This is a genomic window from Salinimicrobium sp. WS361 (genome assembly GCF_050750585.1).
Classification (GTDB): domain Bacteria; phylum Bacteroidota; class Bacteroidia; order Flavobacteriales; family Flavobacteriaceae; genus Salinimicrobium.
The window spans coordinates 15,436-29,015 of sequence record NZ_JBOJLM010000004.1; the positions used below are offsets into that span (position 1 = coordinate 15,436).

General features: G+C 42.1%; 8 protein-coding genes. 1 reads left to right on the forward strand and 7 read right to left on the reverse strand.

From position 1 onward, the window contains the following. Positions 1-88: 88 nt before the first annotated feature. From ACQ93I_RS04860 to ACQ93I_RS04880, 5 genes are all read right to left on the reverse strand, one after another. Positions 89-940, reverse strand: a complete 852-nt coding sequence (locus ACQ93I_RS04860) for an alpha/beta hydrolase family protein (RefSeq protein WP_431697430.1) — start codon at positions 938-940, stop codon at positions 89-91. Continuing rightward, on the reverse strand, positions 934-3,693 hold the full coding sequence (locus ACQ93I_RS04865) for a PD-(D/E)XK nuclease family protein (RefSeq protein WP_431697431.1): 2,760 nt from the start codon (positions 3,691-3,693) through the stop codon (positions 934-936). The genes ACQ93I_RS04860 and ACQ93I_RS04865 overlap by 7 nt, the downstream gene beginning before the upstream one ends. Before the next feature lie 68 nt (positions 3,694-3,761). Next, on the reverse strand, positions 3,762-5,153 hold the full coding sequence (locus tag ACQ93I_RS04870) for an OmpA family protein (RefSeq protein ID WP_431697432.1): 1,392 nt from the start codon (positions 5,151-5,153) through the stop codon (positions 3,762-3,764). Positions 5,154-5,453: 300 nt separating this feature from the next. Continuing rightward, on the reverse strand, positions 5,454-6,650 hold the full coding sequence (gene kbl, locus ACQ93I_RS04875; protein ID WP_345599767.1) for a glycine C-acetyltransferase: 1,197 nt from the start codon (positions 6,648-6,650) through the stop codon (positions 5,454-5,456). Between the two features lie 33 nt (positions 6,651-6,683). Next, positions 6,684-9,827: a UvrD-helicase domain-containing protein gene (locus tag ACQ93I_RS04880; protein WP_431697433.1), complete on the reverse strand. Its 3,144-nt coding sequence runs from the start codon at positions 9,825-9,827 to the stop codon at positions 6,684-6,686. Positions 9,828-10,049: 222 nt separating this feature from the next. On the opposite strand from ACQ93I_RS04880, the gene ACQ93I_RS04885 reads away from it, so the two are divergent. After that, entirely contained in the window at positions 10,050-10,658 is a 609-nt protein-coding gene (locus tag ACQ93I_RS04885) for a superoxide dismutase (protein ID WP_431697434.1), read from the forward strand. 358 nt (positions 10,659-11,016) lie between these two features. Here ACQ93I_RS04885 and recJ read toward each other — a convergent pair whose 3' ends face one another. Together recJ and rsmI are read right to left on the reverse strand one after the other, a co-directional pair. Then, positions 11,017-12,714 carry a single-stranded-DNA-specific exonuclease RecJ gene (gene recJ, locus ACQ93I_RS04890; RefSeq protein ID WP_431697435.1) on the reverse strand — a complete coding sequence of 566 codons (1,698 nt, stop codon included), beginning with the start codon at positions 12,712-12,714 and terminating at the stop codon, positions 11,017-11,019. Between the two features lie 193 nt (positions 12,715-12,907). After that, a complete protein-coding gene (gene rsmI / locus ACQ93I_RS04895; protein ID WP_431697436.1) occupies positions 12,908-13,579 on the reverse strand; it encodes a 16S rRNA (cytidine(1402)-2'-O)-methyltransferase in 672 nt (223 codons plus the stop codon). Position 13,580 lies beyond the last annotated feature (1 nt).

Consider the following 13,580-nt stretch of genomic DNA (forward strand, 5'->3'; position numbering starts at 1 on the left):
TGTTAGGCCGGATAAGTTATCTGATAGGTCATGCTGCGATCAATTAACCTTGACAAAAACACCTTCCAAAAATGCCATTTTTGACAGGTTACTTTTTAATGAAATCAGTAGCTTTTTTTATGATCTTCTCCATGGCCGGCGGGAGGTCTTCGCGTTCCCATGGATGTGAAGCCTCAAAAACATGATCGCTGCCATCAAGCAGGAACAACTCCGATTGTGAAGACCATTCATGCAATTGACGGGCATTATCTACAGCAACTGTAGGATCATTGGTGCCGTGAACCACGAGATAGGGAATGTTGAGCTTTTCGGCTGAACTGGCGATATTCAGTCGCTCTTCATTTTGTTTAAAATCTTCGTAAAAGTCGAACAGGTGCGGCATTTTCTGCTTGGTGCGGGAATTTTCTATATAAGAGATTCCTTTTTGCTTCCAGGCCTCCAGTTCTTCCCCTTTTGGAAAGCGGTCTTCAAAGTCGCTTACTGCCGCGAGAGAAATGAGCTTTTGAATACGAGGGTCTTCAGCAGCTTTAACCACTGCAATACCTCCGCCGCGGGAGTGCCCCATTAAAGTGAGACGGGAAAGATCGGCCTGCTTAGCATAAGGGAAATCTTCACTGCTTATCCAGTCAATTAAAACTTTAAGATCATCGAGCTCTTTGGTGTAAGTGTTCTCTCCAAAAGCATCTAAATCGGGAAAATCGATGGGGTTTTCGAGAGTACCGCCGTTAAAGGCGAAATTGAACTTTACGAACAGGAAGCCATTTCGGGCAAATTCGGCTGCCATCAGGTTCCAGGCGCCCCAGTCTTTGAAGCCCTTATAACCATGACAGAACAGTACTACCGGTTTCTGCCCTTCTTCTTCCGAAGAAAATACATCTGTTGGGATTGGCCGCCCGTGAAGGCCCGCAAGGCTTATATTCTTCTGCTTTTTCACTACCATGAATGTTGTTTTATTTCTTTTTCTACGAAGGGAACTTCGGGATCACATATCTCTAAAATAAGGTTTTTAAGCTGAATTTTAAATTCTGCGAGGGTATCTGAAGTTATATTGGTGTCTTTTTTGGCACCATAACCTTTTTTATCTTTTTTACAGAACTGAAGGAATCCAGCTTTGAGGTTTTTGAAGGAAATAATCCCTGCTTCAAGATCTTGTGGAAGAGGGGAATCCTGGTTCATCATGAGCGCATAAGTGAGTATCTGGAATGGCTTACTGTACTTGTCATAATCTAAACTTATCTCGTCCCAGTCTACTACCTCAACTTTGTTCTGTTCAACTTTTCCTGTTTTATAATCAATGATGCGCATCCTGCCGTTGAATTCATCAACACGATCTACAGTTCCTTTTAAAAATACAGGGAAATCGAGCTCTTCAATGGGAATCTGCACCTTCAGCCTGTCTTCTATTTTCAAAATCTTTATAGTATTCCCTTCTTTTATATGATCAATCTCTGATCTTAAAAAGTTGCGCACATAGCGGCGTGCAACTTCAAAAATAAGCAGGTTTTGCCCATTATTGAGAGGCGCTTTGGTGTAGTGCTCCCTAAACTGTTTTTCAATTTCGGCATTGCTGTTTTCAAGGGCTTTTTCGAGCATTTCAACAGTGACCTGCTCCTCCAGCATATTTCGGTAAAAAACCTCCAGGGTATCATGCACTACAGTACCCAGGGTATTATAGGCGACAGTTTCTTCTACCTCTTCGCGCTCCCTTATTCCCAGAACATACTGTTTATAAAAATCTAAAGGATTCCTGATATAGGTGGTGAGCGCCGATGGAGAAAATCCTTCTGCCGCTCTTGCCTTGAGCTTTGCAATGACTTCTGCCGACTTGTGAACGGTTTTAAGCTGCGCCGATACGGGTGGAACTACGGGGCTAATGTTGAAGTTCTGAATGTTGTGATCCTTCTGGGCTTCCATTTCAAGCTGCAGTAAAAAACGGCTTTTTTCACCCGCATTGAGTCCGTCACTTTCAGTATTGTACAGCAAATGCACCTGTTTTGCCCGCTGTAGTAAATGGTAAAAGTGATAGGTATAAACAGCGTCTTTTTCTTTATAAGTAGGCAACTTATAAGCGCATTTAAGATCAAAAGGGATGAAGGAATTACTGCTTTTTCCTGCCGGAAGCACTCCTTCATTTACCGAAGTAAGGATTACATTTTTAAAATCGAGCACCCGCGACTCGAGCATCCCCATAAGCTGTAGCCCTGAAAAAGGTTTCCCACGGAAGTCGACCGTCTTTGAAGACAGGAAATCTTTGTAAACAGAGAACAGAATTTTAATGGAATCTATATAGGGATATTCTGAAACCAGGTTGTTTATCTGGTTAAGCAACAAATGCAGCTGATACAGGAATTCGAGGGTAATTTTATCGCGGTCACTATCCATACGATCTTTAAAGATCATGATCAACCCCTGAAGATTCTGCAAAGCAATTTTCGGATCATTTTTCCAATCCCCAAAGCAGGCAGTGAAAAGCGGTTTAAACTCGGTGGGGACAGCTTTAAACAGATCTTCTTCTTTAATGTAGACCAGGTTTTCCTTGCGGATATTCTCTAGCAACCTGCGGGAAAATCCGCCTGTTACCTGTTGTACCAGCGGGTGGCTGAGCACCAGCATAAGATCTTTGTAATAATGAGTACCATCGCCCTGCACCGTATGTATTTTCAACAGGTGTTCCAGGAGAAAAGCAACAGGGGCATTTTGCAGCGCAAAACCCATGGTAATGTTTACCTCCTCTACATTAGGCGGCAGGGAATTGAACACCGGAAGCAGCAAGCTTTCATCACCAAGAACAACGGCGGTCTCCTTTAGTTCTTCGGGGGAAAGTTTAGACAATAATTCTCCCACATACTTAGCCTGCCCAATATTCTTGGGAACACCAATCATCTTTATATCCTTGGGCTCACTGTACGACCGGGAAATAAACTGTGGCTTATTGTTCTTAAAATAGGGCCAGGACTTGAGATAATTCCGTAGAAACAGAGAGACATCATGCTGCTCATCCTGAAGAAAGACCTCATCGATATCCCAGAATACTTCAGCTTTACCGGCTTCAAGAAGAAACTGAAATATATTTTGTTCCGCAGTATTTAACGCATTAAAACCTATAAATACAAATGGCCCTGAAACCGTTTCGGCATATTCAGAAATTCTTTCAGAAGCCCTCCTGTACACCATTCCCTGGTAAGCCAGCTCCTTCTCTTCAAGCTGCTTTTGGAGTGCTTCATAATAATCGGGAAGTTTATTCCAGAAGAGCAGGTAGTTCTCCATAAGTGGAGTTTTCTCTTCCTGAAGGTACCAGTGGTTCATTTCCTGAATATCGCCCAGGAAACCAAAAAACGATTTATAGTCTATAAGATAGCGGTCAATTTCATTAAAATCGTAGAGCAGCGTTTGCGCCCAGGCAGAGAATGTTTCAAAACCTTCACATTGGTCTTTTGGCGTACAGGCCCGGTAAGCGGAATAAAATTCAAAAAGGGCTGTTAAATTATCAATAGATTTAAGCCCTGCTATTTCTTCGGAAAAGTCTTCAATACTCAACACCCTGGGAGCGAACATGGGCTTTGAAGAAAGCCTGGAAAGCCTGTTCACCAGACTGGCACCTGCTCTTTTACTGGGCAGGATAAATGTGGTTTCAGAGATGTTTGCGTTTCGGGATAGTAACTCCTGAAGAACCTGTTCAATAAATGATATCATGCCTTAAAAATAAAAAACGCCCCGGTCAAACCGGGGCGTTTTTCTAAATAAATTTAGTGAAAGTCAGGTTACATTCCGCCCTGATTGTCTCTCATCTCTTTTTCTTTATCTAAAGAAATCTCTACCCTTCTGTTTTCCTGTCTTCCTTGAGCAGTGCTGTTAGAAGCGATTGGTTGAGATTCTCCATATCCTTCAGAAGTCAATCTGCTGGAAGGAATACCAGTGTTTTCAAGGAAAGTCTCTACAGATTGTGCTCTTTCTCTGGATAGTTTTTCATTGTAAGATTCACTACCGGTGCTATCTGTGTGTCCTCCAATATGGAAGATAGTGTTAGGATACTCTTTCATAATATCGGCGATAGCCTGAAGAGTTTCCTCAGATTCAGATCTGATTGTAGCTTTATTAAGATCGAAAAGAATAGTTCTTGAATATTCATTCAACTCTTCGATTACCTCTACAGTTGGTTCAGGACATCCGTTGTTTGCAGCAGTTCCTGCTACTTCTGGACATTCATCATCTTTGTCTAGCACTCCATCGTTATCCATATCTTCCCATGGACATCCGTTGTTTTCTTTAGGACCTGCTTCGTTTGGACATTCATCCTCGCTGTCTTTAACTCCGTCACCATCGGCATCTGGACATCCATTCAATGCAGCAAGACCAGCTACAGTAGGGCATTCATCCTGAGGATCTGCAATACCGTCACCGTCTGTATCTGGGCAACCGTTAAATTGTGCAAGACCGGCTTCATTAGGACATTCATCCAACCTGTCCTGGATCCCGTCACCATCAGAGTCAGGACAACCGTTGAATTGTTCTAATCCGGCTACCTCAGGACACTCATCATTTTTATCGTAGATACCATCTCCGTCAGTATCTTGTCCTCCAAAGGCAAATTTAATTCCTGCTGCATGCTGGAAGTGTGAGTTCATATCGTCGTCAAAACCATGCTTGTAGATAGTTTGTACTGAAAGGGCAAGGTTGTCGGTAAACCAGAAGTTAAAACCTACAGTTCCATCAAGAGTTGCGAAGCCTTCTTCGTCAACCCAGGTATAACCACCCCCAACTCCTACAATAGGATCTAACCAACCTGCGTTGGCGTCATTGCGAAAGCTGTAGTTGAAGGTACCGTCAAGACCATAATACATTAGGTCATCCCATCCTTCATCTCCATATTTGCCGATCTGGTTAACAGAACCAGCTGCTTCAAAATAGAATCCTGCTCCAATATTACGAGCAACAGAGATTCTAGAAATACCTGCAAGTACGTTCCAGTGATCTCCGGTATTAAAAAATTCGTCAAAATACCCCCCTAGAGGTGCATCCTCGCCTGTTGGGTAAAAATCCACTGCGTTTACTCCTATTCCAATAGCCCAGGGATTATTGTCATCCTGTGCCTGCATAGTGCTGAAGCTCAGAATGCATAGTGAAGCCAATAATAATCTGTTTAGATGTTTCATATTGCTGAGTTTAATAATTTAATTAGTTAGCAGAAACAAAAGTAGACCGATATTCAGTATTAACAAAGCCCAATTTAATAAAGTTTTCTTAATAAGGCTGGCGTTTGGGGCAGTAACAAAGGATTTACAGCATAATTATTTTGAGAAAAACTTAAAATATTAACATTTTTTTAGGTTTTGCTACGGTGTTATTCTGCTCAGTAAAAAGCTTTTCTAAAGTATCTGATATAAAGGATAAAAAAGCCCGAAATTGATATAGAAAAGGTGTTTCCCAAGAGAAACACCTTTTCTATTTTAACCTTATTTAATGATATCAAGCTCTTTTCCCACTTTTTTAAAGGCGGCAATAGCTTTATCCAGGTGTTCCTGAGTGTGGGCAGCCGAGAGTTGTACCCTTATTCTCGCTTTTCCTTTAGGCACTACAGGGTAGAAGAATCCAATTACGTAGATCCCTTCCTCTAAAAGCCTGTCGGCCATTTTTTGTGAAAGTTTTGCATCATAGAGCATCACCGGTACAATGGCAGCTTTCCCGTCAATGATTTCAAAACCGGCATCTTTTATACCTTTTTTGAAGTATTTTGTATTTTCCTTGACCTTGTTCCTAAGAGAGTCGTCTTTAGATAACATATCAAAAACCTTGATAGAAGCTCCCACAATAGCCGGAGCCAGGGAGTTGGAGAATAGATATGGTCGCGATCTTTGACGCAGAATTTCTATAACCTCTTTTTTAGCCACAGTATAACCGCCCATTGCACCTCCCAGTGCTTTCCCGAGGGTTCCGGTAATAATATCAATACGCCCCAGTACTCCTTTTTCTTCGAGAGTACCTATCCCATCCTGACCTATAAATCCTGTTGCATGGCATTCATCTATCATAACCATGGCATCATACTTTTCGGCAAGATCACAGATCTTATCGAGGGGAGCTACCAGCCCGTCCATGGAGAATACACCATCAGTAACAATAATCTTAAACCGCGCTCCTTTTTCATTAGCTGTTTTAAGCTGCGCTTCAAGCTCTTCCATATTCCCATTTTCGTAACGGTAGCGAGCTGCCTTACACAACCTTACCCCATCAATAATGGAAGCGTGGTTGAGGGAGTCAGAAATTATAGCGTCTTCAGCAGTCAAAAGTGGCTCAAAAACGCCCCCGTTCGCATCAAATGCAGCAGCATAAAGTATGGTATCATCCATCCCGTAGAAGTGGGCAATCTTGCGCTCCAGTTCTTTATGGATATCCTGGGTACCGCATATAAACCGTACACTAGACATTCCGAAGCCATGCGTATCCATAGCGTCTTTTGCTGCCTGTATCACTTCTGGGTGTGACGAGAGCCCAAGGTAATTGTTGGCACAAAAATTCAGAACCTTTTTACCACCTTCAAGAGTGATCTCAGCGCCCTGTGGTGAAGTAATGATCCTTTCTTTTTTATAAAGGCCTTCTTCTTTAATATTGTTTATTTCCTTTTCAAGGTATTCCTGCATTTTTCCGTACATAGTGACTGGTTTTTTTACAAAATTACATTCTTTTTACACAAAAGTTACTTCAATCTGGTCGTTTATATAAACCAGGATCTTGTTTTCAATTTCAAAATTCATCTTTTCTAAAATATCGGCATATTGCGATATCTGCGCCTTGTGTTTTGGATCTGCTGCACCTGTCTTGTAGTCAATAATATTCACCTTATTACCAGAAAAAATAAGTCTGTCGGGTCTTAAGAGAGCGCCGTCTTCAGAAATTATTTCGCGTTCATTATAATTCACCACGTCATTTGTAAAATATTTCCTTAATGCGCTATGGCCTATAACTTCTAAAATTGATCTTTCAAGTTCTTCTTTTTCTTCGGAAGGAAAAAGTCCGTCATTTTTGCCATTTTCGAGCACCCGCTCTACATCTTCTTCCGTATCTATTTTAGCAAAAAGATCGTGGATAAGCTGACCTTTTTCAATAGCCTTTTGCTGCTTGGTATTCCACATGAGCCCCGAACGCGTGATGATCGAAATACCATTGCCCTCGGTTGGGGAAGAAAAGAAACTTTGCTGCTCAAAGGTATTAGCCGGTTTTTTTTCTTCGGAAATTACTTCATGCATATTTCCGAAGTGGTACTCATTACTGTCATTCCACTTCCCTATAGACCGCAAATAGGATATAAACAAGCCCGAAATGCGATTGGTATTTTCGTTCCCCTTCTTGTCCAGGTCCATTTTTGAAATGATATACAACTGATGTTCGGGGCGTGTCATAGCCACATACAGCACATTGAGCGCATCAAGCTGACTATTACTACTCAACTCATTATAAATTTGAGGTGCCTCACCTTCCCATTCTTTCATCTTATCGGCTGCACGCAGGTAAGCAATTTCTACGTTGGTATCGAGTTCTTCGGGCAATTCTATCCAAAAATGTTCCCTGGCCGTGTCATTTATCTGGGTATTGGCAAAAGGATAGATTACCACAGGAAATTCCAGTCCTTTAGCTTTATGTATGGTCATTATTTGCACTGCATTTTCACCTTGTGGTACCACAATGCTCAGTTCGTCTTTCTTTCGCTCCCACTGTTCCAAAAAGGTGAAAAATGCAACCCCTTCTGTACTGGAAACTTCGTAAACAAAATCGAGATAGAACTGCAGGTAAGCATCAAAAACGGCCTCTAACGAGAAAGCCCTGATTATATATTCAACCGCTTCATAAACCGACATTGCCGTAGCTGCCACGGGCGAAAAATTGATCTCATTCTTTTCCAGAGCTTTAAAGAATTCCTCCCCTTCAGGCTTTAGATACTCTTCCAAAAATTGGAAATCGTTGTCTACCTCAATGATTTCAGTCAAAAGATAATCGAGGATCTCAAATTTGAGAGACCTGTCTCCGGGATCGAGGCAATACTGTAAGACTGCAGTAATAAACCTGATTTTTGGAGAACGGTTTATAAGTAAACTTTCCGCAGAAATAACGGGAATAGTATGTTCACTCAGGTAATTGGCTACAGCGATACTCTCACGGCGTGTTCGGGTAAGGATACAGATATCTGAAAGTGCCCGGCCCTGTTCCTGCACTTCCTTAATAATTTCAAGCACTCTTATGGGGTACGCCTCCATTTCTTCGGAAGCATTTTCGGCTTCTATAAAGGAGATATTCACATAACCTTCTTTAGAGCTCACAACGCCCTGGCCGCTGTTAAGAAAGAGGTTTTTATGGGTTTCATTCAGAAAAAATCCTGAAGCATATTTAAAGAAATCGTTATTGAACTCCACAACCGTCCTGGCACTCCTGTAGTTGTTTGGCAACACCAGCATTTCCAGGTCTTCAACGCTAAACGGATGCCGCTTTTGGCAAAGTTCCATAAATTGTTCGGCTTTACCGCCACGCCATCTGTAAATAGACTGTTTTGCATCTCCTACCAGCGTGAGTGAACCAAATTCGCCTGCCGGGTGCTCAATAGATAGTGTATTGTCAACAAGCGGGATCAAATTTTCCCACTGTAACTGGGAGGTATCCTGAAACTCATCTATAAAATAGTGACGGTAGCGATCTCCCAGCCTCTCATAAATAAAAGGTGCGGGCTGATCTTTCACTGCTTTGCCTATCGTGGCGTTGAATTCGGAAATCAACACCAGCGAATTTTCAGCTTTTATCTCTTCAATCTGTGCCTGTATGGCATTTAAAAGAGACAGCGGCACGAGGTTCTTGTCTACCGCTTCAAGGAACTGTATGCTGGTGATGTAATTTTTTGCCTGATTGTACAGTATGACAATTTGCGGCTGAAGGCTATCGAGAACCTGCTTTTTTGCTGCATCAAGTTTAGATGCATAGAGTGCTTTTTCAGCAAGATCCCTTTGCCAGCCTGCGGAAAAGTTAACGTTAAAATCCCCTTTTTGAAGCTTTAGAAAAAATTTTGGGCAATAGCCGCCACTAAAACATCCATTATCAAGATTGTTTTCATCCAGTAACTGGAAAAAGTCATTTGCCGTGTCAACAACAGCACTTTCCAGCTTTTCTTGTTCCTGAATGATCTTCTTTTTGAGATCTTCAAAATCGCCCGGCTTCTTTGTCTTTAGGATCTCCAGAAATTTGCTACTGGTTTCTTGTGTGAGCAATCGGCCAATGGCAAAAAGGTCACGGGCTATGTCCCAGCTCTTATCGTCATCTGTGCGGGAGAGCACAAAATTGACCAGAATCCGGGTAATGGCTTTGTCTTTCCCTGCTTTGCTAATAAGCCTGTCTACCGCCTCCCCAAGCACTTCATCGGTTCTAAGTTCCACTTCAAAATTGAGTGGCAGCCCGAGGTCTTTGGCAAAGGTTCGCAAAACCCGGTGGGTGAAGCCATCTATAGTAGAAACTTCAAAGGCTGCATAGTTGTGAATAATATGCTTTAGGATATCACTGCTTCTCTTCTGAATGATCTCTGGCGGCTTTCCCGTGTCTTTGGAAAGCACAGAGAGCAAGTCTTCTTCTTTCCTGGTGCGCCTGGGGTTGGCAAGCCCGTGCAGGCTCTCAATTATGCGCGATTTCATTTCCCCCACAGCCTTATTGGTAAAGGTAATGGCAAGAATATTTTTATAGCTGTCTATTCTTGGCGAAGACAGCAGAAGTAAAAGATACTGGTTTACAAGGGTATAGGTCTTCCCCGAACCAGCCGAAGCGTCGTAAATTCTGAAGATGTTAGCGTCCTTCAAATTTTTTTTACTAAAGTAAGAAATGCATCTTAATTGACCTGCTCATGCCGATCCATTAGCTGGAAAAAATGCATAAAAAAATGAGATTATTCTAAGTAACTGTAAACTAACTTTTTTAAAAAGCTACATCTTTAAGGATTTTATAACATTTTATACTTCTTATTAAAGAGGTTTATCTCTAAATTTGAAGTTGACCTAATTAATAATAAAAACGATTTAACTATGGCTTTCGAGTTACCAAAATTAAAATATGCATTTGACGCATTGGAGCCTCACATTGACGCAAAAACAATGGAGATCCACCACGATAAACATCACGCAGGATATACCAGCAAATTAAATGATGCTGTAAAAGGCACAGATATGGAAGGGAAGAATATTGAGAATATTCTCAATAACCTTGACATGGATGATAAAGCTGTCCGCAACAACGGAGGGGGATATTTTAACCATAACCTTTTCTGGGAGATCATGGAACCTAATGGTGGTGGAAAGCCACAGGGAGATCTGGCCTCTGCAATAGACAAAGACTTTGGATCTTTCGAAGCTTTTAAAGATGAGTTCTCTAAAGCAGGTGCTACCCAGTTTGGATCTGGTTGGGCTTGGCTTTGCGTGCAGGAAGGTGGCAAGCTTGAAGTATGTTCTTCAGCAAACCAGGATAATCCTTTAATGCCCGGAGTAGGTTGCGGCGGATATCCAATCCTTGGAATGGACGTTTGGGAACATGCTTATTATTTAAAGTATCAAAACCAACGTCCCGCTTATATTGATGCGTTCTTCAATGTGATCAACTGGGAAGAAGTTTCCAAAAGATATGCACAACATAAATAATTAAAGTCTATTAGAGATTTTAAATAAGACAGGAGGCTGTCTTAAAAGCTAACTTGAAAAGTTTTTCTGAATTAGTGGATCTATCTTGAATAGGACCAAACTTCAGGATGACCAAAAAAGGCTTTTAAGGCAGCCTTTTTTTTTGCAGAATATTGCGCATAAAAAAAGGTGGAAATTTCCACCTTTTTTTGCCCCAAATCTACCATGAACTTAACCTACTTATGTTATGGCTTTACTAAAGTAGCTAAACATCTCATTATCAGAAACTTTTTTAGATGAAGTACATGGAAAATTGTTGAAGAGCAAATAGGCGGTATGTGCTGTAAGAATTCAGCAACAATATTAACAAAAGGTCAAGCTAATTCACCTCAATGTCTTTTAATTTTAGTTGTAGCGTGATATTGCCCTGAAATTCATTTTCTTCAATAGAATAGGCAGCCTTGACCTTTTTCCCTTCACTTACCAGCTCACACTTCTTCCCCAAATCAAACCCTATGGCGCCAAAGCTGCGATCATTTCCCTTCTGATAAAACCTGGCTTTCAGGTGCTTGTCATCTCCGCCAACACAGCGGGCGTAACCGGTATCCCGCAAATTTTTTGACATAAAAACAGGAGACATATTGCCGGGCCCAAATGGTGCAAACTGTTTAAGGATCCTATAGAACTTATCTGTAATATCACCGAGTTCTATTTCGGCATCAATCTGAATTTCGGGAGTTAGCAGGCGGGGATCTATTGTAGCCGAAACCACTTCTTCAAATTTTTTCTTGAAATTCTCATATTGATCAGAGAGCAGTGTTAAGCCTGCCGCATATTTGTGACCTCCAAATTGTTCAATGAATTCACTGCAGCCCTCCAAAGCATCATACACATCAAAACCACTGACAGAACGTGCCGATGCCGCAAGTTTTTCACCGCTGCGGGTAAACACCAGGGTAGGGCGGTAATAAGTTTCGGTAAGCCTCGATGCCACGATCCCAATCACCCCTTTATGCCAGGTCTCCCGGTAAACTACTGTGGTCTTTCTCTCCTGTTCGCAAAGTTCGTCAATCTGGGCAAGTGCTTCTTCAGTAATGACTTTATCTGTCTCTCTTCGGCTGGTGTTGTACTCTTCAATTTCGGCTGCAAATATTTTTGCCTGCACACTATCTTCTTCAGTAAGCAGGTTAACGGCGTGTAGCCCGTGCTTCATCCTTCCGGCTGCATTGATGCGGGGCGCAACTATAAAAACCACATCTGTAAGGGTGAGTTGTTCCTTCTTCACCTGTTCGAGGATTGCACCAATTCCTGCACGGGGAGCGACATTTATTACCTGCAGGCCATGATAGGCAAGTATCCGGTTTTCTCCGGTTACCGGCACTATATCGGCCCCAATAGCTGTAGCAACCAGGTCAAGGTATGGGATGAGCACTCCAAATGGCTCTCCCCGCTTTTGGTTTAGAGCCTGCAACAGTTTGAAGCCCACGCCACATCCGCAGAGTTCCTTATAAGGGTATTCACAATCTTCTCTTTTGGGATCCAGTACAGCTACCGCCTTTGGTATTTCTGCCCCCGGCCTGTGATGATCACAAATTACAAAGTCAATGCCCTTTTCACTGGCATAGGCTACTTTTTCAATAGCTTTAATTCCGCAATCGAGGGCAATGATGAGGCTAATGTCATTATCGGCTGCAAAATCTATCCCTTTATAAGACACACCGTATCCTTCTTCATAACGGTCGGGGATATAGGTCACAACGTTTGGGTAGATCCTTTTTAGATAAGAAGAAACCAATGCAACACTCGTAGTGCCATCTACATCATAATCTCCAAAGACCATGATATTTTCCCCTTTTTGAAGGGCAAGCTCGATCCTGCTTACCGCTGCTTCCATATCTTTCATTAGAAAAGGATCGTGGAGGTCTTCAAGACTGGGACGGAAGAATTTTTTGGCTTCTTCAAATGTTTCTATGCCGCGCTGAACCAGCAATGAAGCTATTGGTTTTTCTACACCTAAAGCTTCCTGCAGATGTTCAACTGTTGAAGGATCGGGTTTAGGTTTGAGTGTCCAGCGCATAGAGTTTTTTTTTCAAAAATACTGATTGTTTCAGAAAAAAATCTTCTTACACAATTCCTGAAGATAGCATTTGAAGAAATTTCCTTCTAAAGTAAGGTGTCAAAAATGTCATTTTCAGCACCTCATCATTTTTATGCAGGTTGGATTCTTTTCTGAAACAATCACCACACTCACAATTTAGATAGCAGAATAGCTATTTCTTCCCTGCAACAACAACTACAATCTCTCCTTTAGGAGGTTTCGCTTCATAGTGCGAAAGAACTTCAGCTGCTGTTCCTCTCACGGTTTCCTCATGTAGCTTGGTGATCTCCCGGGATACCGAAACCTGCCTGTCTTCTCCAAAGAATTCTTTTATCTGGCCCAGAGTTTTTAGAAGTTTGTGCGGCGATTCATATAATATTATGGTACGGGGTTCCTGCGCCATCAATTCCAGCCTGGTTTGCCGTCCTTTTTTTACCGGCAAAAAACCTTCAAAAACGAACTTGTCATTGGGCAACCCACTGTTCACAAGGGCAGGAACAAAAGCAGTGGCACCTGGTAAACAATCTACTTCCAGCCCTGCTTCAACACAGGCACGGGTTAATAGAAATCCGGGGTCACTAATTGCAGGCGTCCCGGCATCACTTATTAATGCTACAGTTTTTCCATTCTGGATTTGCCGCACCACATTTTCTACCGTTTTATGCTCATTGTGCATATGGTGGCTCTGCATGGGTGTATTTATCTCAAAATGTTTTAGCAGCTTTCCGCTGTTACGGGTGTCTTCGGCCAGGATAAGATCTACTTCTTTGAGAACCCTAATGGCGCGAAAAGTAATATCTTCAAGGTTGCCAATAGGCGTGGGCACGAGGTATAGTTTCGCCATA